We start from the raw sequence: 22,476 nt of genomic DNA, 5'->3' as shown, positions 1-22,476 counted from the left end.
ATGCCAAAGGACAGCGATAACACCAAGAGAAAATATGAGGACATCCGGGCGGCCTATCAAGAGTGGACGGCAAAGGCCTACAAGGGCGTAAGGATGTACACCGATGAATATATCTATGTGAGGCTTGAAGAACAGTTTTATCTGAAGCCCAAGACCATTGAGAACATATTATACTACCGTACAACGTATTAGGTTGCAATTTGTCCCGGACACCCTAGTTTTGGCCCGGAATTTGATACTTTAATTGAACCAAAACCTGAAACAATGAAATATCTGATATTTACACCCCTATTCTTAATCGGTCTTTTATCCTTTGGACAGACGGCGGACGAATATCTTGAATTGGCCCTTCAACAACATAAAGAAAACCCTATTACTGCCACTGCAAGAACGTATTTTCATAAGGCATTAAAATTGGAACCTAATAATGAAAAGGTGTTGTATGAATTTGCAATGTATAACATTGATAAAAAGGCATATGATAAAGCACAGGATTTGTTGACCAAGTTATTGGATATAGCAGAAGATAACCCAAACTATTATTGGCAAAGGATTCGAGTTTTAGTACGTCCTAACTCTTTGGACGAAGAACTTTTATTGGCTCGACGCGACCTGGAAAAGGCCATTTCCTTGGGATACAACGATAAGGCAAAAATCAAACAGGCGAGAGAACTTATCGACAAGTACTTGAATTGAATAAATCAACCCCATTACGGAAACCTGCAATGTCCCTTGGAAATCTCGCGTTATTTTTGACACAAACAAGGCATTATGGCATATTTACCGGAAGTTTATAAAGGGCAAAAATACTTGGTGGACAATGAGGTGTTCAAGGTCACAAGTATTAGGGCGACAAACGTATGTTCAAACCGTAACTACATAATAGCTGTCGGCTTCAAGAGCAAGAAAACCTACTTTCAGGAGCGTATCCAAAATGTTATCGACAACCCTGATTTCAAGCTTCTCAGGGAATCAAGAATTTCTTTTCTTTTTCGACAGTTTGGCCACTTCCTTTTTCGATTACAACGTCGCCGGGCGAAGCTTCTGTCAAAGGCGGTGAAGCGCTTGCGTCTTCGACGAGCATCGTAAAGCTCTGTCTGTAAAGATTTCCTGCACTTCCAGTATCCACGGCCCCAAATCCAACCCTTTTGCACTCACTGTAACAATCACCGCTGCTTCCATGTAGAACGGCGTGGATTTCGCTTATGCAATTAAGGAATGTAAGCGCATCGGTCTGGTTGTATGCGCCGTTATAGGTGTCCTCAAATGTCTCATAATAGTAATAAACGTCTACCTGTACCCGGATGCGCTGTGCATGAACGCCAAGGTCTTCTGGTTCTCCAAGTATACTGAACGCCAAGAATACGGCGGGTGTTGTAAAATTGTGTTCGTCCTCCAAGAACCCCACTTGGTTGTGCCATAAGTCCAACCATTCCACTTCACTTATGGCGTCCGACAATTTAGTGGCAATTTCCCTGTACAATAATGCCCAAATCTTTAAATCTTCCATTAGATTGCTTTAAATCGTTTGTTAAGTTCCTTTAATAGCCAATCGTTCAACTGTTCCATGAATATTTGGCTTTCGCCCAAGAATTGACGTTTGGGCATCATTATCACAAGTTTTTGCTTCTTGGTAAGTGCCAGGCCTTTCCACATTTCCTTTCCTGTGGCCCTGTACATGAACCAAAAGTACTTCCTGCTTTTTTCCGTTATCGGTATAACCACCTTTCCGCCCTCATTGTGCAACTCGGCATATTCCGCCCGGCTTCCAAATTCAATACGCTGTTCGCTGGCAGTGAAAACCTCAATGCTGTTCATTAGAAATGCGGATTTTATCAGGATTTTTCGCCCAGGGTCTATATCGTTGCTTCGCTTCGCCCATGGCTCCAGAACCGTATCTGTGAACCCTTGGTTTAAAAAGCTGTCCTGAAAGAAGTTGACCCCGGCCCTGCTGGCATACCTCACAGCATCCTTCTTCAGCTTTTGGAACATAGCTTCAAAATCCGGAATGTCATTTACCCTGCCCATCAAGATATTCTTTATAGGCTTTATTTGCCTTTTTGTCCATTGTGAAATAGGGATGTCCGTTTTCGGCGAATACCACACCTGTCTTTCCTACATTGTTCCTGAAGGCCGGGTGTATGTCAATCTTTGGTCTTCTGCCATTGGCTTTCTTGTCGGTTGGGCGTGCGCTGCACCTGCACTGATGCCCATTTGGTGGATAGTTGTCATTCCAGAAAAAATCATCCAACGGTAATATTATTCCACTCAATTTTTCATGTTCTTCGCGCACCTTGTCATCGCCCACGATGATGTACTCTAGGTTCGGGAAAATATCTTTGTCCGATTGGTACTGCGCCCATTGTCTAGCGGCCTGGCTTGAGCGTTTTACAGTCCTGTGTTCGGATTGCAGATAGGTTCTGTTGAAGGTTTCGTGTACTTGTTGAACCTTTTTTTCAAACTGCGGATAACTTACCAGTTTTCCATTCTTGTCAACCAAGAAACCGTGCATCTGCTCAAGCTGCTGATAGGTCTTGGCCACCGAGAAACGGAAAAGGTGCTGTTGCATCTTTATCCCTGTGGCATCGGTTGCGTACTTAGCGCCGAAACCTGCCTTTGCCGCCGTGTTCAGTTCCTTGAAAGTACGGTCGATAAGACCTTTGTGCAGGTCGGTCGGCTTCAGTTTGTTGTTGAACAGGTCTTTTGCAATCTTGGTAATCATTGCCTGCCATGGTTTTAAATTTATTGCCTCTATGGTCGGTTCGGGGCTATCATGGCCGCACCCCTCTCCCCCTGTATAGAACAGGCCTATGTCCATAGAGGCGTTTACTTTGCTGGAGGCTCCTCCTTAGTGGACGCTATCGCCCCGTTTTGGGAAAAACCTGTTATCGGAATCCCTGTTTTTTGTGACACCGCCTCATGGTCTATCACGTATCCTGCCTGTGTGAGCGAAACGACCTTATCTATATACTCTGAATTCGGCATGTCATAGCTTTCGTCCCATTCCAATCGATGGCCACTAAGGCCGCTGTAAAAACTACTTATCTCAATAAGCCTAGGTATAAGGTGCTTGTTCACTATGACCTTTACAAACAGCTTGTCACTCTCATGCCTGTCATTGGCCACTTCAGCCAACACCTTCAGGCTTCCATAGGTTCCTGTGCTGTCCTTTTGGTCGGTGGTTCCGTCCTGCCCCAAAATAAGTTTTGAAATCTCACTATTGATGACGCTTATAAGCTCTTGGAAGGTCTTATGGGCATCGGTCTTGGGCAATTCCCCTAGGGCTATGGTCTCATTCCCTTTTATTACTCCAACATGGTTGCTTATCATCTGAAGCCCCATTTCCAATAGTTCATCTGCCCGTTCTTGGGTCATATTGTCGGTGGTGATCCACACACCTGGGATTCCGTACTTCTCAATATAGTCCAGCCAGCTTCCCATGGCCAGTTTTTTGGCCAATATCAATGGGGTAAGTTGGTTCAAAAGACCCAATTCGTCATCTTCACCCACCTGTAGATAGTACCGAGAAAGGTTCCCGTCCTTGTACGGCCATCCAGTTTCATCGCCCGGTTCCTTTAGGATAAAACCCTTTTTTGGATTGGTGTGTTCCATTGGAATCAATGTTGCCTTGGTAAGTTCCAAAAGCTCGTCAACCTCAAAAAGCTCGATGACCTTTGGCCCGGTGTACATCGACCAAAGTGAGTGCCTTAAGAACTGTTCGAACCAAGGGCTTTCAAAAAGCACCTTAAGTTCTTCGTTCTCACCACCGGATTCATTGACCAACTTGAACTTAGAGCGCAGTACCCTATAAATCCTTGTTTCAATGGTATTGTGCGTATGGGCGTCCAACAAAAGATTTTCGTAAAGCTCTGCCAAGAACAACAAATTTGGGTTTTCAGGGTCGGTGGCAAGTGCCACGGCATCCTTCCAATCCTTCAGGGTCTTTACCTGAAATGCCTTGGGCTGTCTCTTTATCTCCGTCGGCCTATTTTTTGTGCCACCCTTTCGGGACTTATCATTTTTGGCCATCTGTACCCTAATCTTATCTTCGGGCAACCATCCCAAAATCCTGTCCTGTAGTTTCTCCTTAAAGCTCATTTAAAAGGTGTTTAAATGTAAAAATCATTGTTCTTTCTGTTGGCGATTATGGGCTTTGCCACTTCATCCCCGTTATCATCCGTAATCTTTGGCAAGCCTTCGGGAACCAACTTCCCGGCCTCAATCTTCATCAGCATCTTCATTACACGGTCGTATTCATCCTTAAAATCTGATGGAACCTTGCGTGCGGCGTTCCTACGGACAAATTTGTATATGATTATAGTGCAGATGATGTCCACGATAAGATGGTGCCTTTCTAGCTCGATGGCGGCAAAGATGGCGTCAAGGTCGAACCGTCCGTTCAGCTTTGAGCGAACCAAAGCGATGGCCTTAAGCTCCAAATCCTCCAAAATAGCATCAAGGTTCTGTGCTTTTGGGTCGCGTAGAAGCTGTGATTGTATATAAGAGTCAAAATCCTCGTCAACAATAAATTGGTATGCCATTAAAATCTTCTTTTACGTTCATATTTGCCCACTTTGGGCTTTTGTCCCTTGCCTCCCCTGTAGATATACTTGCTACATTCGGATATTGCGGATTGGTCGGCATCTGGGCCATCATCCTTGGTCTTGTATCCTGGTTCTATCCCGTAGAGCTGGGTAAGGCCAACAGCGGTGTCGTTGTGGCTCTTTAATTTGTCATTGTAATATATTCGGCCATTTTGGTAATAGGATTGAAGGGTGATTATCCTATCATATTTATTTGCCCCAGATGTCTCAATCTCGGAAAGGTTCAGACTGATGCCATAATCATCTTCAACTTCCTCAATCGTGCGCCTCACCTCGTCGTTCCAGAACTGTGATTCAAAGCCCCAATGGACGATGACACTTTTTGGTAGTCCCATTTGGAAGTCGGCCATCCATTCCAGAGGTGACCGCATCTTGCACTGTTTTACAAAATTGTCGATGTTCCAAAAATTACGCCCGTGCAGCCCCCAGACCTTTACTGCATTGAAGTCGCTCGTAGGTGTCCCGGCATAGGCAACGTCCCAACGCCCTATGATTATCTTAAAATGGTTCAGTGATGGCATCTTGCCCCACTGTATCTGTTCTTCCTTGAATATCTCACCCTCAATATGCGGTTCCCCGTTGTACTCGGCCTTTGCTGCCAAGGTGCCAATTTCCTGTTCCACTTCTTTATAGTACCACCTGGGGTACTTTTGGTGCCAGGTGGGTTCATAGGTAACGGGATTGTATGCTTTGACGTGGAACACCTTCCAATCCGGGTGCCTTTCCTGTAGAATGGTCTGAATCATCATAGGGGCAAACCTGTTGTTTGCATATAGGAACCTACGTATTGGCCCGTCCATGGTGGGCAATAAGTCCCGTTCTATCCAATTGGCCAGTTTCTTTTGGCGCTTTGGGTTGGCTATGGTCTCTTTGGTCTCCAAGTCGTCCACTGTAATCAGGTCGGGCCTTTGGTCTTTTACCCTAAGTCCCCTAACCGACTGCCCTGCTCCCAATGCCTTACAGATAAAACCACTCTTTGTGATGTAGAAACCGCTTTCCCATTGTCCGGTTCCCTTCTGTTCGCCAAAATCGTTTATAATTCGGGGGTTTGCCTCCCATTCCGCTTTGAGGTCATCGGCAAGTTCACAGGCCCGGTCGAAACTCGTCGTCACAATTACATGATAGTGCGCTTCGTCGTTCATCCATAACCAGAACGGCTTTATCACATTGTCCCATACGGACTTGGCCAATCCCCGGCCCCATTCATCGAATTGCTTTCCAGTTCGGTGCTTTTTGGTGTATTTGGCGGATTTTACATGAAAGTCTGCACACTCGGATGTTGCGTAATGCGGAAAATAGTATTCCACCATAAACTTGACATCCTTTTTGGCGCGGTCGATACGGGCCTTCTTTTCGTCCTTTGGTTCATCGGGATTGACAGCGGCGCCGGAAGACCTGACAAACTTTAGTTTATCCCGATACTTTTCTAACGCAATTTTTTCCGCCTTTGTCATGCAGCTTTGTTCTTTTTGGCTTCAATGAAAGGTTCCGAATGCCCTTTGATGGGTGTTTTGGAAAGGGTATGGGTCACTGTGTTCAACTTAAAGTTATAGTATAGGTTTTCCACCCACATCTGTCTTTTGGGCCTTTTGCCCGTAGCCCTGAGCTTTATGGGTTGACCGACCTGCACCCCTGCACCCCTCTTTAGATAGAATGCGCCTATGCGCAACCTTAATTTGTTCTTTGTCTCTGTCTTTCTTGCAAATGCAAGCCATATCAATAACAATTGTACGGGCATATCTATAGTTTTTGGGTTCTTAAAAAATCCAGGTAGGCATCGAGGTTTTCATAATCCCCGCCTACGACGCTCTCGTATTCCTCCAATAGCTTTTGGGCAAAGTGCCTTGAAATTAAGGTAAGTGCGTCCAATATTTCTATATCGGAAACATTGCCTGTCTGGCAGTCCAATTGTTTTTTCCCGTCGTCGGGCGTTATTGTTATTACAGCCTTTCGCATCACCCAAGTTTTAATGATACCTCGGTCAAATGTTCCTCTTGGAAATCCAGCATATCCATGTAGAGTTTGGGACTGTATTGGCGTACGGACTCAAAAATCTGGTCCATGACCTGTATGTAGGTCACCAACGATATGTTGTTTTCCTTGGCTATCGCCTCCAATTGTTTGTTCCACTTGCTGGCGGCGTCCGTCACTCGGTTAAGCTCGTTCTGAAGCTCAAGGAACTTATTGGTCTCCCCACGCGTCCGAGCCATTTCCATTTCCGATTCGATACGTATGGCCTTGGCTGCTAGGTCGCTTATCAGCTTGCGCAGATTTTCCTCTTGTGTGCGCCTTCCGATAAACCGGGCCTCGCGTTCCTGTTTCCATCCAAATTTCCTTACCCATACCCCGATGGTCTTCTCGGTAGTGTCCGTTAATTGGGCAATTTCCTTTTGGTTCTTCCCCTTTAAAAAAAGTTCCTTGGCTACCGCCTGTGCTTTGCTTTTTCCCATAGTGATGGTACAAAATTGTACTATTTATCCATGTCTTTTGAATGCATTTTTTAAAATAGAAGAATACAGACACTATGACAGTTTTTGTATGACACTATGGCAGAATTGCTATTTTTTGCACTTTGGATTTTGCTGCACATTTGTCACATGAGATTACCCGAATATTACAATTTCCAGTGGTTGAGGATGGGGCCGGAACCTACCGATGAAAGGGTGCCGCTCAGCATTACCGTTGAGGCAAAATCCAAGGTTGCCGTTATTGCCATTACGGGTTATATATCTGAATATTCAAAGAACAACAGCGGGCAGGTCATCAAGGATATTGCCGATGCCAAAGATAAAGGCATAAAAGAAGCTGAAATATACATCAATAGTCAGGGAGGAAGTGTTTTTGAGGCAAATGAAATCCTGAACCTCATTGATGACAATTTTGATAAAATAACGGTTAAGGTCGGGGCTTTGGCAGCTTCGGCGGCCACCATATTCCCAGCCAAATACCCAACAACCGTAAAGGCGAACAGCCAAATAATGATACACAAGCCCATGATGGGCGTAGGTGGCAATGAAGACGAGATCGAGGCCCGTTTAAAACTTCTCAAAAACCTTACCTCACAGTACCGTAAGATGTATGCCAAAAAGATGGGCATTACTGAAAAGGCATTGGAAGCACTATGGAAGACTGATTTTTGGATGACGGCAGACGAGGCCAAGAAAAGGGGCTTTGTTGATACCGTCGAGGGAAGTGATGAAAAAATTGATGCGAACACTAGGCTCCAACTTGTGGCCTGTGGCGCACCGAACATACCAAATCCTAATTCAGGGAAACAACAAATTTCAAATAAAAACAAGATACCACGTATGGAGTTATCAGTATTAGCAGTACAGTTGGGGCTACCATCTACTGCAACACAGGAACAGGTAGATGCCAAGATAAAGGAGCTTAATGAAAAGGCTGCTAAAGTGGAGGCATTGCAGAATGCAGCCGACAATAAGGAAAAGGCTGAAAAGGCCGAAAAAATCAAGGCCATTTTGGACAAGGCCGAGACGGAAAAGAAAATCGATGCTACGATGCGCAGCAATTATGAAGCCATCGGAGAGAACAATTTGGAGCAATTGGAGGCCATACTTGAAAACGCAAAGCCTATCGAGGCGGTATCTGGCCAGTTGAACAAGAAGAATGATGGTGGTGCCACTGCTTCAGGGAAAGACCGAAGCGGATGGACCTATAAAGACTATCAGGAAAAAGACCCCGAAGCGCTCATTGAGATGAATGAGAAGGAGCCTGAAAAGTTTGAGGCACTGTATAAAGAATTTTACAAAGAAGACTAGGCCAAAGGCCACGACAAGATAGTTCCCAAATCCAAGTCCGACTTGACCCAAAAGGTGCATAAAAAAGAAAAAAACAAATCCAAAAATGAAAGCAAAAACAATTCTTAGAACCATCATGGCCGTATTGGCCATCATAGTGGCTACATTCTCATATGCGCACGATACCCCAGAGGTATCCGTTGCAATGGCCGTGGCCCTAAACGAAATGGCGGAAAAAGAGCTAATAAAGCATTTCCGGCACAAAGGCACGTGGTTGGAGCGTGTCCCATCCAAGAACAAATGGGTGAACAACGATGTCATAAAATTGACAGAAATAGGGGCTGACCCAGATGTGTTGATAAACAATAACACCTATCCAATTCCCATTAGTAGCAGAACGGACGATAGTGTTGCCATTTCCTTGTACAAGTATGATACGGAGAATACCCGAATCACTGATGATGAAGTCTATGCACTACCTTACGACAAGGCTGGAAGCGTACAGGAACAGCACCGTGAGACCTTGGAGGAAAAGACAGAGGAACATGCGCTGCATTCATTGGCGCCATCCGCCAACACTGCGGACACCCCAATAATTGAGACCACCGGGGATGATGACGGCAATGGAAGATTGAGACTGAGAAGCCAAGACCTTATCAACTACAAAAAGACCTTGGACGACCTAAAGATTCCAAAGGCCGGAAGGATATTGGTATTGAGTTCGGAGCATGTTGCCGATTTGTTAATCGAGGACAAGGCCTTGGAAAGACAGTACCAGAACCATACAGATGGTATGATAGCCAAAAACTACTATGGCTTCGAAATTTATGAAAGCAACTACAGTCCTGTCTATGATGGTTCCCTGAACAAGATAGCATTTGATAGTGTTACCCCTGGTAGTTCAGCTTCAGTGCTGTTCCATACCAAGACTACTGGAAAGGCAAGGGGTTCTGTTAAAAGATATTTGGCCAAATCGGATGATGACCCACAGAACCGTGAAACGGTCGTAGGCTTCAGATTGTACTTTTTGGCAATCCCGTTGAGGGCCAAGGGACAGGGTGCAATCGTATCCGGGACACCTTAATAAAACATAAAAGGCGGGCCAGCACCCTTCATCAGAACTGGTGCGGCCTGCAACCCCTAGGGCATGAAATGCAAGATTATTGAAATAGCGCTCAGCCAGTTCGGAATCCGCGAGATCGTTGGTGAGGAAGATAACCCCGAAGTTTTAAAATACTTCGATGACCTTGGATGGGACGGAAAAGACCTGAAGGATGAAACAGCATGGTGCGCCGCTTTAGTGTACTGGGTGCTTCTTAAGGCCGGATATAAAGTTTCCGGGAAGCTGAACGCTCGCAGCTTGCTTAGGGTGGGTGTCAAGACCGAAGCCCCAGAGATGGGGGACATTGTTGTCCTGTGGCGTAAAAGCCCTGATGATTGGAGGGGCCACACCGGGTTCTTTATTAGGGAGACCGAAGACCTGATTTTTATACTTGGCGGAAACCAAGGTAATAGGGTTAGTATACAACAATACCCAAAAACAAGATTGCTGGAATATCGTAGCGTATGTCAAACTGGTTGAAGAATATATTGGAAAACTCTATTTATATCGCCCTTATCGGTGTGATGTTGATATTTAACACGAAAATGGTCGTGTCACAGTTTGAAGGGATGGTGCAGAGCGCAATACAACAGGAGACCACCAAGATTGAGAACAGTTTTGAAACCAGGATAAACAAACTCAAGACACGGGACGGCGGCACTATAGACTTCTCTGTGGAACCACGGATTGACAATAAGGCGCAGACCAACGTAACAAAGGATTCCGTGCCTGAAAAAAGAGGTTTTTTCAAACGCCTTTTTGGTAATAAGCAATAACAAAACAATTCAAATCAAGATGAAAAAAGAAAAATTGGACAAAATAGCAAGTGAAGTTTTCAAGGCTCACCCTAATGCTGAAAAATGCTATGTGTCCTCTGATGGACAGGCGTTCATCAATAAGAACAGTGCAGACCTTCACAAGAATACCAATAAAGGTTCTAAAGACCTGAAGGTTTTCGAAGTGGCCAACACAAATGTAGACCAGTCCGGGGATGAAATCACCTTCCCTCTGAGCGATAAGGCCATAAAGGCATTGAAGTTGGACGACCTGAAAAAAATGGCCGAAGACCTTAAGATTGACCTTAAGGAATTGGATACAAAGGCCAAGATTGCCGAAGCCATCAATGATTTAAAATCTAACTCTTAAACACTGTTTAAATGGGATTTAAAGGCGCAACGGTTGATAGGTTACAAGGTGGCCTTGGTCGTACAAACCCGACAAATGATGGTATTTGCTTACTGATAATCGGTGGCGCTGTTGCTGCCACTGGCCTTGCGCTCAAGACCGCCAAGGAGTTCCTTACCGTCGAAAACGCTGAATCTGTTGGAATAACAGCTTCTTACGATGATACCAATGATATTTTGGCCCACCACCATATCGATGAGTTTTTCAGGCTTTCGCCAAACGGAAACCTATTCGTTGTGCTGGATGACGACACTATGACCGATACTGAGCTAAAGGACATCCTAAAGGCCAACAGTGAAATCAAGATGGTGGGTTTTGTCCGAAATGCCGCTGCCGCCTTGGCCGACTTCTCGGCTTATGTCGCTGGAAAGCAACAAGTGGTCAATGACCTGCGAACCGAGAACAGGAATGTAAGTTCGGTTCTTGTCGAGGGCAACGTTTTTGCTAGTGCCACATTGGTGGCTGCCTATGATGACAATCGTGAAGAGGAAGTGGAAAATGTAAGTGTTGTCATCGCACAAGACCCTATAATCGCTGCATTAAAGGCTGCATACGTGAACTACGCCGCCATAGGAACGGCATTGGGCGCACTATCGGTACGCGGTGTGCATGAGAACATGGGTTCCGTGGACATCGAGAACAAACCAAGCGCGTTCAAAGGCAATCGGGACTATCCATTGACCGACACGGCACGTAGCCGTTGGCTCAGTGCAAACCTTCAGAACGGTAACCCTTTCAGTGGGCTTTCCGCTACTGAGATTCAGGCGTTGAACGACAAGGGCTACATATTTGCGGGGAACTATAACGGTTATGCTGGAATCTTCTTTTCCGATTCCCACACGGCCACTGAATCGGCAAGCGATTACAGCCGTATCGAGAACAATAGGACTTGGGACAAAGGTGCAGACCTTTTGCGAACTGCGCTATTGCCCAGGGTAAAAGGAAACCTTGGAACCGACCCTGATACCGGAACAATATCCGCCGTTGAGGCCGGGGAACTTGAAAGGATTGGGCTTGACGCGCTAAATACCATGATTGCCGCTGGGGAAATAAGTGGGGCCGATGTCTATATCGACCCATCCCAAACATTGGCCGACGATACCCCATTACAGATAAAAGGGCAGTTGGTGAAGAACAATATCATCCACGAAATTACAGTGGAACTAGGTTTGACCAAAAAACTTTCATAGATGAACCATACAAGGATAATAAACCATTTTGGAAAGGTGGCCGGATGGAATTCGGTAACGTGTAGACTTCTTGGCCGTGATGTAATCGGTATAACCGAGCTTATGTACAAGGATTCAATGGAAATCGAGGGCGTAAAGGGAGCGGGGCCATTTGATATTGGTGTCGGAGAAGGCAACTACAATGCCGAGGCATCCATTACATTGACCCAAGAGGAAAGGCTTGCGCTTTTGGATTCCCTGCCACCGGGCAAGCGAATTCAAGATATTGATGCCTTCCCGATCATAGCGGCATATGACTACACTGGAACCATCTACAAAGATGTTATCCGTGCCTGTAGGTTCAAGAACAATGGTGTGGAGGTCAAACAGGGCGATAAGTCCATTGCTTTCAAGTTTGAGCTATATACCCCCGCAATCGATTATAACGTTTAAAAAATCAATCAATTTATCATGGCAGAGAAAAAGAACAAATACAAGGATATCACTAAAACTGATATATCTGAATGGAAAAAGACCAAGGGAAGGTTGAAGGAAATCAACATTCCCTTGGATGACAACATGGATGGCGAATGTGCAAAGTTTGTAATCTGTAAACCCACGAAAAACCTACTCCCTGCAATTACCCAATATGGTAAGGATGAGGACATCGATGCCCTTAACAAGCTGTTGATAACCAACTGTGTCCTTGGCGGGGATATGGAATACCTGGAATCCGATGTGGACATATACCTGGCGGTTATCGAGGAAGTGGGAAAGCTTATGCAAGCAAAACGGGTGACCTCAAAGAGCTTGTAGACCGCTTTGTTTTAGAGGTCAATGAGGAAGACGAGGCCAGTGACCAATGGATTGAACAGATAAATGCCATAATCCGCAGGTACTACGGAGAAGACCCGGATATGCTGACGGATGAGCAGTGGGCCTTGAGATACAACGAATTCCTGTACACCGAAAAATTACGTTTAACAAACCTTAAAGATGTATTCATAACGGCCTTGTCAAAGGTTGTCAATGAAGCTTTTGGATAAATGGGCGCTACCACAACATCATGGATTTTGGAACTGATAGACAAGGTCAGTTCTCCCTTGAAGGCCATCCAAAAATCGGGGGCTTCGGCCTACAATACCATTGACAAAATTAACGACCGTATAAAGGTTTTGGAAACTAGGTCTGGGAATCTCACCAAGCGTTTGAAAAAAATGACCGTTGCCGCAGGGGCCATTGCCCTACTGGGAGCGGGTGCCGTGCAATTTGAGAACGGTATGGCACGGGCCAATACCATGGCCGAGGTCGGGGAGGTGCAACTCGCGAAATACACCAAGCAGATTAAGGAGATATCCACCGTCGTCCCGATTGTCAAAACACAACTTTCAGATGGCCTTTACAATACGATAAGCGCAGGTGTCCCAAGGGACAATTGGATGGATTTCCTACGTGACAGCGCGAAGGCCTCAATTGCTGGCAACGCCGACCTTGCACTGGTCGTGGATGCCACGGCATCAACCATAAAGGCTTATGGGGATTCATGGGAAAACGCCAATACCGTACAGGATAGGTTCCAGAAAACGGTGCAATTGGGGCAGATACCATCCCTACAGGCTTTGGCAAGTGCTTTGCCCAGGGTGACGGCTGTTGCCTCCAAGCTCACAGTTTCCCAAGAGGAAATGCTAGGCGTGTTCGCCACAGCTTCCGGCGTGATGGGTGCGCCCGCCGAGGTTGCGACCCAGTTCAGTGCCATTCTATCGGCTCTTTTAAAGCCCGGTTCCGAGGCAACAAAGATGGCCAAGCAATTGGGAATCGCATTCAATGCAGAGAGTATTTCGCGTTCCGGCGGCCTTCAGAACTACATAAACGAACTGATGCCACGGATTCAGGCTTTTGCCGATAAGACCGGGACCACGCAGGAACAGATAATAGGAAGCCTTTTCGGTAGTCAAGAAGCTATCAAGCTCGTCATAGGGCTTGGTGGTGAACTATCACAATCTTGGAGCAAGAACACAGGGGAAATAGGTGTTGCCCTTGGCTCTGTAAACAAAGGTTTCGAGATAATGGAAAAGACCACCAGGTCACAGATGATTTTGATGAAGAACGCATGGAGCAACGTAATTGGTTCCGTATTCACGATTTTGGCACCCTTTATTAAGGTTATCATGCAGGTATCAGGGCGCATAGCGCAAATGGTCACCAGTTTTATGGAGTCCAACCCGGTGTTCTCAAAGTTCGTTGTAATTGGTGCCGGGGCCATTTTTCTGATAACGGGGCTTACGACCGCCGTGACCCTTGTAAGCGTCCGGTTGAACCTGATGCACATGAAATTGTTGCGTGCGGCACTTTCTTCAAATGCATTCACGTCGAGCATGGCCAAGGCCACATTGGCACTTTGGAACTTCATCAGGGCCGGGGCGAGACAAATTGCACTGTTGGCCGGACAGGCTACGGGATACCTACTTTCAGGCGCATATCTATTGGGTTCCTTTTTGGTCGGACTTATAAGCGCCACTGCTGCGCAATGGGGGCTTAACGTGGCAATGAACGCAAATCCAATAGGGCTTATAGTATTGGGAATCGCGGCTGTTATCGCCATAATAGTGCTAATGATTAAGTATTGGGACAAAATAAAGGCGGCCATTTCGAAGTTTGCCGCATGGTTGGCCAAGAACAATCCATTTGAATGGATGGTTACCTTAATCGATAAGGTTTTTCCGGGCTTCCGCGATAAGATTGAAAAGCTGAAGGAATGGGTGAAGAACCTGTTGTTGGGGGTTTGGGAGAGCATAAAGAAGGTGTGGAAAAGCATAAAGGAATTCTTTGGTTTTGGCGATGATGAGACCGATGTTGAAATAAAGGTCTCCACTAAGACCGACCCGGAAGGCTTGGATGTTCCAAACCCTACCGCTACTGTAACAAATCTTGGTTCCGTAACAGGGAATACTGACAACGATGCACAGGTGGTCAGTGGTGATTCAAAGGGCGCCAAGATACTCACGATGAACTTGGACATCATCAACAATTTCAATCTGAGTCCGGGCAACTGGAAGGGAAAGGTGGATGAAATGGCCGAGCAGATTATAGGAAAGGTAAACGACCGTCTCAGGGATGGCGCAATTGCGTTTGATTGATGGTAGTAAACATAAAACAACGTTCATTGAAATCCGGTCATGGCAAACAACTATAACACAGCTGAGATATTTGCACTGGCCTTTGGCATAAAGAATTTTGCGATTTATCAGGCCAACAGGGAATTGGTGACCTTCGACACGCAGGGCAACGCCGCGCCGACCAACAAAGCGTCATATAAAGGCGTGAATATCATAGAGGACGTGCAGGAGGCATCCCGTTTGAGCTATATGGGGACACCTATTATGTTCCCAATAAAGTTCAGGGGGGATAATTACAGGTTCTACGATTCGTCGGGCGATGTGATTGAATTTCCTGTAAAGGACTTTGAGCTTCCAGCGGCCACATTGGTGAATTTCCGTAGGGCCAAGATAATGGCCACTACCAACGCTTTGGCGAACAACGGAACCGTAAAGGAAATGTACGGTTTCGACGATTGGACAATTGACATCCGTGGCCTATGCCTACGTGACCCATCGCATCCGACCGCTAAAACAGCAATTGAGCAACATCGAAGGTTAGTTGAGTTTGAGAATATCATTGAATCAATTGCCGTAACAGGTGATTTGTTCTTAGACAAAGACATCCATCATTTGGTAATTAAAGAAGTGGATTTTAAACAGGTTCAGGGAAAGCCGGGCGTAATACCCTTCTACCTAAGATGTGTAAGCGACCAGTCCATTGAATTAAATCTAGGGCTATTATGACTTTAGCAATGGTAGCACGCATAACGTTCCCAGCCACCGATAACCGTGGCGAAGTGGTCTTGAAAAAGCCTACATCCGTAACGGTCGAAAGCAGTTGGAAGACCCTTACCGACATTGCGACAATAACGATGCCGCGAAATGTAAGGGACTTTGAAAAACAGAAGGTGGCCGAAATATTCAGGAAGGACGACCCTGTTACCATAGAGCTTGGCTACAATGGGGTTTACCAAAAGGAGTTCGAAGGATATATCCATAAGGTTTCCGCAGATGTTCCCATAAAGATCGAGTGTGAAGATGAAATGCGGATGATTCGTAAAGTCCCGGTCAATGCAAGTTTTCAAAAGACCACCCTTCAAGAGTTGTTTGACCGACTGTTGCCGGGTTACGAGGTTGATGCCCTTGAGGTAGAGATAGGAGCGGTAAGATTTGCCAAAACGAACATGGGCAAGGTGTTGGAGTTCCTTAAGAACGACTACAGCCTGAACAGCTACATAAAGGGAAAGACCCTGGTTTGCGGAAAGGTGTATTCGGATGACTCGGAAAGCAACCCCATCACCCTTCATTTGGAAAAGAACGTGGTCAACAATGCACTGAACTATAGGAACAGGGAAGATGTGCTGATTCGGATAAATGCCGTAAGCACACTTACCAACGGACAGAAGATTGAAGTAACGGTTGGGGATGAGCAGGGAGAGGAAAGACAATTGACCTATTACGGCATCGAAGTACGGGCCGAGCTTGAAAAGTTGGCCAATGAAGACCTAAAAAAATATAAGGTTGACGGGTTCGATGGCAGTGTTGCCACATTCGGAATACCCTTCATCCAACATGGTGACAAAGTGGATTTGCAAAGTGCCATTTATCCAGATAGGGAAGGAACCTACTATGTGGAACGCACAAAGGTTGTATTTGATGATTCCCCACAGTACAGAAGGACTAACGAATTGGGTGATAAGGTTGCGTAATGGGAAAGGAACTGGATGAGTTCACAAGGCTGTTGGGCGAAGCGCAGAAAAGCGCTGTAAAGCCACAAATGGTATGGGCCAATGTCAAGGAGGTGGATTGGGACAATAAGAGGATGGTGGCCATAGGCCTTATCGATGAACTGGAATATTATGATGTGCTTCTTGGATTGGGGCATATCGATAAAAGACCCAAAGTTGGCAGCAAGTGCCTGTTGGGCATCATAGGGAACCATTCGGCGTTCACATTTTTGATTGAGGCCGAGCATGTTGAGGAAATGACAGTGGTTTCAAATGAAACGGAACTAACGGTAAAAGAGGATGGTCTGGTGGTGAGGAAGGCAAATGAGAGCCTTAAGGATGTTCTGAACGATTTTATTGACGAAGTGAACAAAATAATAGTAATCAACGGAACCACTATCAATAAGGTAGCTGTGACAGAGATTAAACAACGGTTAAACACCATTTTAAAGTGATTTGAATGCCAGATAGCAAGGAGCAATTGAAAAGCAACATTGAGGCCGCATTTGATGATGAGGCAGACCAGCAGGTGACCGTTGCAGATGCGAGGGAAAGGATTGCCCAAAAAATAGCGGATGCGGTTGAGGGATATGTTGTGGGCAGGTCTGTGCAGGTGAACGGGGTACAGACTGGAAGTGGAAGTGTAACGGGAACGATACAGTGATATGGAACAGGATTTTCTTTTGGGCGAAGACGGTGACCTTCTCATTGAGAACGGTGATTTTGTAGTGGGCGATAGCCTTGACCAAGAGGTGCAGGCCATTTTGGAAATGGCCCAAGGCGAACTGAAAGAAGACCCCATCTTGGGAGTTGATATTTTCAGATTGGTTCACTCGAATGTTACCGAAGCCGATTTGAAACAGCGCGTAAAGCTTCATTTGGCCAGGGATGGAAAGGATTATGATGAACTTAAGGAACGGATAAGATTGAAAACGAATGAGTGATACAACCGTCATAGGGGAACAGTCATTATTGGATTTGGCCATTCAGGGATATGGAACCGTCGAGGCGGTCGTGCAATTGGCCCTTGAAAACGATTTGTCGGTAACCGATGAACTTTCCGTTGGTTTTGAATTGAAAGCGATAGAATATGAGGACACGGATACCGGGGTTTCCGATTATTTCAGTAAAAAAGGGATTCTGCCCGCGACGGCACTTAGTAATGAAGCGGATGACATTGTGGACAATATAGACCCGTGCGATATATGTAAATATTTCAAATAGATGAAGCAAAGTTTATCAATATTATTAGCGTACTTGACCTGTACCGACCCTGTTATAATTACCAAATGGCAGAACATATTGGCCAGTTTTTGGCACAAGGATGAAGGCAACTTGGTCGTTGGGATTCAAGCCAACGGAACTGACTTGGAAATTACATTGAAGGACGGCGAGGGCAATGAAGCTGCAACGACCATAAAGCAGTACCAAGAACCTACCAATTTCACCATAGCAAAGATTTCAGGACTACAAAGTGCGTTGGATGCAAAAGTGGATAAGGTCACTGGAAAACAATTGTCCACGGAGGATTTCACTACGGCATTGTTGGCTAAACTAAACAGTCTCAACAATTACGTTCACCCTCCCGAGCATACCATAGGTGAGATTACGGACTTGGGAACGACCTTGACGGGCCTACAAGACCAATTGAATGCGTTAAATGACCTGTTAACGGACTTGGCATCTACCCAATTCCTAAAATGGAACGGTTACAGGTGGTATAAAAATACCACCAACACCAACAATTATCCAATTGCTGGTGAGGAATTTCAAGGACGTGGTGATGGAAGATATGAAAATGGTGAATGGTGCCATGGAGAATTTAAGCGGGACATGCCCGACGGGCAGGCCACCGACCAAGAGTTAGATATTAACCTTTTTACATCATACCCATGATAATAGCACTTTGGATTTTTGGATTTGTAATCGCAGCATTGGTTGTGTCATTGTTTTTGCTTTGGAAAAAGCAGGTTGATGTCGAGGCTGATATGGCCCTGAATTTGATTGATGCGCAAAACCACAATGAAAAGAAAAGAAAACAGTTGATTGATGCCCTCTTATTACAAGATGAGGCTATGGCCAAGATTAGGGACGAAACCCCAAGGCTTGAAATAAATGAAAATAATGAGGCCGTTATGTATACGAGAAAAGGCCAAGAAATCTATAACTGGAAACTCGATAAAAAATGAAAAATCTATTATTGTTATTGTCCTTATTGGGCATCTTCTTTGGCTATGGCCAAGCTAAACAAAAATATATTAGGCTAGGAAAGCTGACAACAACCGAAATATCACAGATTGATGTTTCTGATACAAATGTTGTGTATACTGCCTATGATGTGACGTTAGGTTTGGAAGTTATTAATATTGGTGCTGGATGGGTTCCCAGAATGTCAGCTAGTTCTTCGGTTGATTGGACAAATATTACCAACATACCAGTAAATCTTGATATTGATGGTTCTGGAACTATTGTTAATGCAACTTCACCGATAACAATATCTGGTTCTGGTACGATTGGGAGTCCTTATCAGATTGGTATCGACAATTCCCTTTATTTGACACAAGGTTCAAATATACTTACATCTGATTTCTCTTTACTTCATTCTTCTGGGAATGGTCTTATATCAGATAACGATACCAGAACAATTCAGCTTCTTGGTGGGGTGGATGGTTTGGATTTGGTCATTTTTTGGTTAGGAAGTGATTTAGCTGGAATTGATTTTGAATCAAATGGAGTGGGGTATGATTATACTTTTAATAGTTCCGGAGCACCAACAATTAGTACAGATGTGGCAACTAAAGATTATGTAGATAATGCCGGAGGCGGCGGGGGTTCAGATGACCAAACAGCATCGGAAGTTCCATACACTAATAATAGTCAAACCACAGTCGAAGGAGCTTTGGATGATTTGTATTTAAATGGTTCAGGTTCTGGCATAGCTAATGTTGTGGAAGACACGACCCCAGAATTAGGCGGCACATTGGATGCCAACGGAAATGAAATCAACAGCCTGACCAGTTTAACAGGAATTGGAACAGTTAACTTCCCCTTTATACACGCCAGCGTTCGCATGAAATTGCAACCGACAAATGTTGGAACTGACGGTACGGGAACGGTCAGAATGAACAATTCAGATAATTCATTTGAGGTTGACAGGGGTAGCGGTTTTGAAAAAGTTCTATTTGAAGGAGAAGGAGGAAGCCTTTCCACAGATGACCAAAACCGATTATCAAACGCCAACAAATCCCCTGTTTCTGTTGAACTGTCCGCAGATGTCAATTTATCGACACTTGACCAAAATGTGACCTCTGGGGCTGATATAGGTAGGAAGATTGTAAATGCTGAAAGTGGTGCAAACGAAATATCCATTACCGTTGATGATACCGGAAACGTAGACGATGTATGGCCTTTTAGAACGGACAATGCTGGAGCCATAATAAATCTTATAAGTGACACTGGGGTGACCATCAATTTCATAGGCTCCCAAGGAGAAGGAGGTGTTAAACTCGAAGGGTATGACCAATATGTAATTTTAAGAAAAACAGCAACAAACACCTATACCGCTTCCGGTAATATGGTAGGGTATGATGCTACCGCAGTTGCCACAGCTTCGGTTGACGAAAGTTTGGGCGATGGGGAAGAAACAACCTCAAGTGGCAGTGTTGCCAATGGTTCGGGCGCGTTGAACTTCAATGATGCACAAGCAGTGTTGACAGTATTTCCTGGACTTAGCATTCCCGCTGGAGCAACAATCGTAAGTGCAGTGGTAACTTTTGAGGCCAGCGCAACGGATTCTGATGCCATTAGCCAGAACATCAATGTTGAAAGTGCGGATGCTGCCTTATCCAATACAAACAATTCAAGTATAACCAACAGGACAACAACGGCAACAACAATAGCGTGGAGCAGTATTGAATCGTGGACGGATGGAAGTACATACGACACCGTGGATATTTCTTCTGCTGTACAGGAGTGGGTAAACAGGGGCGGATATGATTCGTCCGATAACCTTGGGGTAATATTCACGCACTTGTCAGGTTCTGGTGAGAGAGTAGCTATATCTTGGAACGGCACCGGGGTGGCGCCATCCATTTCCATAACATACACAAATTGATGAAAAATATTTTATACATATTGTTCTTTGTATTGTCCACTTCATTTGGACAACAGTCCCTAGTGGAGTTAAAGGACTTGTATGACAGGGAATACAATGGTTCAACTACAGGGAGCGATGGTAATGATGTAAATATAAATCCAAACTTAGGGTTTGACTCCGCAAATCCCAACCAAGAATTTTATAGGAGCGCTGACTCGTTTATGGCTGAACTTTTGATGTGGCGTTCCACAGGAAGCATTGTTCACTTCAACCGGATGAAAGGTTGGATAGACAACATGGAGTCTGATGCTGTAGACGTACAATCTGGGGGGCAGACTTATAAAGGATGGCCTTCTACTAGTCAATGCGGCCAATCCAATCCAAGTGTTACAGAAATAGATAGATGCGCAAATGGAACGCCCTTATGGGAGTTTTTTATAGGCCGTTTTGTAATGGAGTTCTTGAAGGACATCCACCACAGTCCTACATTCAAGGCTCAATTGAATTTAGATTATCCGAACTGGTGGCAGGGCCGTGTGGACTGGTGGGAAGAAAACGTTTTTGAAAAATGGTACAATAACACAGAGCAAAACGGGGGTGCTTTAGCGGACAACGCTTATAGAAATCGAACACATATGGCAACAGAGGTTGCGCAAATGGCAGCTTGTATTTACGCCATTAACGGGAACACCACAGCTAAAGATGTATACGATAATATCATGTTCAATGGTATGCCGGGCAGTTCAAACCATAGCGGTGAGAGCATGGCCGGGCAGTTGGAATATGACTCAGGAAACGACCTATACGAATGGTCTTCGATATGGGGAAATTCCGCCTCCATCGGCCCGCAAGACGTTAATCATAATGGGCACATGATACCAGCTGTGGTGACAGGCTATGAAGTAGGTGAACATTGGACGGTAACCGATTTAATACGCTTTGCAAATACCACGAATAGGACTGTTTCAAATTTTAATAACTACAACTTTTACAGAAATGTAGATTTATCTGGTGGTACGGGGTCTAATGGCGATTTATCCGATGCATTGATGTTGAGGATAACCCAATGGAACGAATCGATGCATGACAACTTTGCGGACAATGCAGATGCAAATGATGCTAACCGAGCGCCCTTTGCCGGGACCCTCTATTACAACGAATATATGTTACAGAACGGAAGGCCAATCTATCCAGAACATTGGGTGCCGGTAGATGGGGTATTTGGGGGAACGAGCAATCCAAACCCAACACCTGGGAACAATGATAATGCAACATTGATAAACTCACTGAGATGGTTTTATGATCATTGAAAAAATACAAATGGACATGGATATTACAACAACATTGTTAAGTTCGGGAGTTTTCAGTCAGACATTTTGGGAGCTTTTTGGAAAGAACCTGGGACTGTCGTTTCTAGGACTGGTAATTTTGGGTCTAGCCGTTTATGGCACGGACCTCTCAAAAAATAGACCTGGTAAATTTTGGGTAAGACACAAACATTTTGCAATATGGGCTATTTTGTTTCAGGCCGTGTACAGTTTAGTACTTGCGCTTATCCCAGGTTTGGAGCCATGGATTGCCAAAAGGGTGGTGGCAACGGTTGAAGCTCTATTGCAAATGGAATTGAATATTCCACAAGAACATGTTGTTACGCTGGTTTACCTGTCTGGGGCGTGGCTGTTGAGTCTATGGGCAAAAAGAAAAGGAAAGAAAGGAGGTCAAAATGCTACATAAGTT

Annotated in this window: 31 protein-coding genes; 21 read left to right on the top strand and 10 right to left on the bottom strand. The window is 45.1% G+C overall.

All coding sequences use genetic code 11. The features are described from left to right. Complete coding sequence (locus AAY42_RS10120) at positions 1–192, top strand: hypothetical protein (protein WP_055394801.1); 192 nt, start codon at positions 1–3, stop codon at positions 190–192. A gap of 72 nt (positions 193–264) precedes the next feature. Further along, positions 265–696, top strand: a complete 432-nt coding sequence (locus tag AAY42_RS10115; protein ID WP_055394799.1) for a tetratricopeptide repeat protein — start codon at positions 265–267, stop codon at positions 694–696. 268 nt (positions 697–964) lie between these two features. Here AAY42_RS10115 and AAY42_RS10110 read toward each other — a convergent pair whose 3' ends face one another. Genes AAY42_RS10110 through AAY42_RS10070 form a run of 9 tightly spaced genes read right to left on the bottom strand, consistent with a single transcriptional unit; the run spans position 965 to position 7,054 of the window. Beyond that, positions 965–1,510: a hypothetical protein gene (locus AAY42_RS10110; RefSeq protein ID WP_055394797.1), complete on the bottom strand. Its 546-nt coding sequence runs from the start codon at positions 1,508–1,510 to the stop codon at positions 965–967. Next, on the bottom strand, positions 1,510–2,028 hold the full coding sequence (locus tag AAY42_RS10105) for a phage virion morphogenesis family protein (protein WP_055394795.1): 519 nt from the start codon (positions 2,026–2,028) through the stop codon (positions 1,510–1,512). Before AAY42_RS10105 ends, AAY42_RS10110 begins: the two co-directional genes overlap by 1 nt. Then, entirely contained in the window at positions 2,012–2,818 is an 807-nt protein-coding gene (locus AAY42_RS10100) for a phage head morphogenesis protein (RefSeq protein ID WP_082433394.1), read from the bottom strand. Before AAY42_RS10100 ends, AAY42_RS10105 begins: the two co-directional genes overlap by 17 nt. A gap of 8 nt (positions 2,819–2,826) precedes the next feature. Then, positions 2,827–4,098, bottom strand: a complete 1,272-nt coding sequence (locus AAY42_RS10095) for a phage portal protein family protein (protein ID WP_055394790.1) — start codon at positions 4,096–4,098, stop codon at positions 2,827–2,829. A gap of 11 nt (positions 4,099–4,109) precedes the next feature. Continuing rightward, complete coding sequence (locus AAY42_RS10090) at positions 4,110–4,541, bottom strand: phage protein Gp36 family protein (protein ID WP_055394788.1); 432 nt, start codon at positions 4,539–4,541, stop codon at positions 4,110–4,112. Then, positions 4,541–6,058: a hypothetical protein gene (locus tag AAY42_RS10085; protein WP_055394786.1), complete on the bottom strand. Its 1,518-nt coding sequence runs from the start codon at positions 6,056–6,058 to the stop codon at positions 4,541–4,543. The genes AAY42_RS10090 and AAY42_RS10085 overlap by 1 nt, the downstream gene beginning before the upstream one ends. Next, positions 6,055–6,342: a hypothetical protein gene (locus tag AAY42_RS10080; protein WP_055394783.1), complete on the bottom strand. Its 288-nt coding sequence runs from the start codon at positions 6,340–6,342 to the stop codon at positions 6,055–6,057. The genes AAY42_RS10085 and AAY42_RS10080 overlap by 4 nt, the downstream gene beginning before the upstream one ends. A gap of 2 nt (positions 6,343–6,344) precedes the next feature. Then, positions 6,345–6,560 (bottom strand): hypothetical protein, encoded by a 216-nt coding sequence (locus AAY42_RS10075; RefSeq protein WP_055394781.1) that lies wholly within the window; start codon positions 6,558–6,560, stop codon positions 6,345–6,347. Continuing rightward, on the bottom strand, positions 6,560–7,054 hold the full coding sequence (locus tag AAY42_RS10070) for a terminase gpP N-terminus-related DNA-binding protein (protein ID WP_055394779.1): 495 nt from the start codon (positions 7,052–7,054) through the stop codon (positions 6,560–6,562). Before AAY42_RS10070 ends, AAY42_RS10075 begins: the two co-directional genes overlap by 1 nt. Positions 7,055–7,201: 147 nt before the next feature. Between AAY42_RS10070 and AAY42_RS10065 the strand changes: the two genes are divergently transcribed. The 16 genes from AAY42_RS10065 (at position 7,202) to AAY42_RS09990 (ending at position 18,539) form a co-directional block, all read left to right on the top strand. Next, positions 7,202–8,383: a Clp protease ClpP gene (locus tag AAY42_RS10065; RefSeq protein ID WP_175288750.1), complete on the top strand. Its 1,182-nt coding sequence runs from the start codon at positions 7,202–7,204 to the stop codon at positions 8,381–8,383. An 85-nt stretch (positions 8,384–8,468) separates the two neighbouring features. Next, on the top strand, positions 8,469–9,446 hold the full coding sequence (locus AAY42_RS10060) for a hypothetical protein (protein ID WP_055394775.1): 978 nt from the start codon (positions 8,469–8,471) through the stop codon (positions 9,444–9,446). Between the two features lie 63 nt (positions 9,447–9,509). Further along, positions 9,510–9,944 carry a TIGR02594 family protein gene (locus tag AAY42_RS10055; protein ID WP_055394773.1) on the top strand — a complete coding sequence of 145 codons (435 nt, stop codon included), beginning with the start codon at positions 9,510–9,512 and terminating at the stop codon, positions 9,942–9,944. Next, positions 9,929–10,240 (top strand): hypothetical protein, encoded by a 312-nt coding sequence (locus AAY42_RS10050; RefSeq protein WP_139063704.1) that lies wholly within the window; start codon positions 9,929–9,931, stop codon positions 10,238–10,240. The genes AAY42_RS10055 and AAY42_RS10050 overlap by 16 nt, the downstream gene beginning before the upstream one ends. Positions 10,241–10,259: 19 nt before the next feature. Further along, positions 10,260–10,610, top strand: a complete 351-nt coding sequence (locus AAY42_RS10045) for a hypothetical protein (RefSeq protein ID WP_055394769.1) — start codon at positions 10,260–10,262, stop codon at positions 10,608–10,610. Between the two features lie 11 nt (positions 10,611–10,621). After that, a complete protein-coding gene (locus tag AAY42_RS10040; protein ID WP_055394767.1) occupies positions 10,622–11,839 on the top strand; it encodes a DUF2586 family protein in 1,218 nt (405 codons plus the stop codon). Further along, the gene (locus AAY42_RS10035; RefSeq protein WP_055394765.1) at positions 11,840–12,271 is read left to right on the top strand and encodes a hypothetical protein; all 432 of its coding nucleotides are present in this window, start codon (positions 11,840–11,842) and stop codon (positions 12,269–12,271) included. Between the two features lie 18 nt (positions 12,272–12,289). Continuing rightward, complete coding sequence (locus AAY42_RS10030) at positions 12,290–12,634, top strand: hypothetical protein (RefSeq protein WP_055394763.1); 345 nt, start codon at positions 12,290–12,292, stop codon at positions 12,632–12,634. A 230-nt stretch (positions 12,635–12,864) separates the two neighbouring features. Continuing rightward, on the top strand, positions 12,865–14,955 hold the full coding sequence (locus tag AAY42_RS10025; RefSeq protein ID WP_055394760.1) for a phage tail tape measure protein: 2,091 nt from the start codon (positions 12,865–12,867) through the stop codon (positions 14,953–14,955). 39 nt (positions 14,956–14,994) lie between these two features. Beyond that, complete coding sequence (locus tag AAY42_RS10020) at positions 14,995–15,660, top strand: DUF6046 domain-containing protein (RefSeq protein ID WP_055394758.1); 666 nt, start codon at positions 14,995–14,997, stop codon at positions 15,658–15,660. Continuing rightward, complete coding sequence (locus tag AAY42_RS10015) at positions 15,657–16,625, top strand: hypothetical protein (protein WP_055394756.1); 969 nt, start codon at positions 15,657–15,659, stop codon at positions 16,623–16,625. The genes AAY42_RS10020 and AAY42_RS10015 overlap by 4 nt, the downstream gene beginning before the upstream one ends. After that, positions 16,625–17,098 carry a hypothetical protein gene (locus AAY42_RS10010; protein ID WP_055394754.1) on the top strand — a complete coding sequence of 158 codons (474 nt, stop codon included), beginning with the start codon at positions 16,625–16,627 and terminating at the stop codon, positions 17,096–17,098. The genes AAY42_RS10015 and AAY42_RS10010 overlap by 1 nt, the downstream gene beginning before the upstream one ends. 5 nt (positions 17,099–17,103) lie before the next feature. Then, on the top strand, positions 17,104–17,307 hold the full coding sequence (locus tag AAY42_RS10005; RefSeq protein WP_055394753.1) for a hypothetical protein: 204 nt from the start codon (positions 17,104–17,106) through the stop codon (positions 17,305–17,307). Between the two features lies 1 nt (position 17,308). Continuing rightward, positions 17,309–17,587 carry a hypothetical protein gene (locus AAY42_RS10000; RefSeq protein WP_055394750.1) on the top strand — a complete coding sequence of 93 codons (279 nt, stop codon included), beginning with the start codon at positions 17,309–17,311 and terminating at the stop codon, positions 17,585–17,587. Then, a complete protein-coding gene (locus AAY42_RS09995) occupies positions 17,580–17,867 on the top strand; it encodes a hypothetical protein (protein ID WP_055394748.1) in 288 nt (95 codons plus the stop codon). The genes AAY42_RS10000 and AAY42_RS09995 overlap by 8 nt, the downstream gene beginning before the upstream one ends. Further along, a complete protein-coding gene (locus tag AAY42_RS09990; protein ID WP_055394746.1) occupies positions 17,868–18,539 on the top strand; it encodes a hypothetical protein in 672 nt (223 codons plus the stop codon). On the opposite strand, the gene AAY42_RS18660 is transcribed toward AAY42_RS09990, so the two are convergent. Beyond that, positions 18,523–18,756: a hypothetical protein gene (locus AAY42_RS18660; RefSeq protein ID WP_417935085.1), complete on the bottom strand. Its 234-nt coding sequence runs from the start codon at positions 18,754–18,756 to the stop codon at positions 18,523–18,525. The genes AAY42_RS09990 and AAY42_RS18660 overlap by 17 nt on opposite strands. A gap of 72 nt (positions 18,757–18,828) precedes the next feature. Between AAY42_RS18660 and AAY42_RS09980 the strand changes: the two genes are divergently transcribed. The 3 genes from AAY42_RS09980 to AAY42_RS09970 are packed head-to-tail and all read left to right on the top strand — an operon-like array spanning position 18,829 to position 22,473. Then, on the top strand, positions 18,829–20,757 hold the full coding sequence (locus AAY42_RS09980) for a hypothetical protein (RefSeq protein WP_139063703.1): 1,929 nt from the start codon (positions 18,829–18,831) through the stop codon (positions 20,755–20,757). Beyond that, entirely contained in the window at positions 20,757–22,049 is a 1,293-nt protein-coding gene (locus tag AAY42_RS09975; protein ID WP_055394740.1) for a hypothetical protein, read from the top strand. The genes AAY42_RS09980 and AAY42_RS09975 overlap by 1 nt, the downstream gene beginning before the upstream one ends. A 10-nt stretch (positions 22,050–22,059) precedes the next feature. After that, a complete protein-coding gene (locus AAY42_RS09970) occupies positions 22,060–22,473 on the top strand; it encodes a hypothetical protein (protein ID WP_175288749.1) in 414 nt (137 codons plus the stop codon). Positions 22,474–22,476: the final 3 nt, after the last annotated feature.

Source organism: Flagellimonas eckloniae, from assembly GCF_001413955.1.
Lineage (GTDB): Bacteria > Bacteroidota > Bacteroidia > Flavobacteriales > Flavobacteriaceae > Flagellimonas > Flagellimonas eckloniae.
This window is presented reverse-complemented; position numbering and strand designations above follow the sequence as displayed.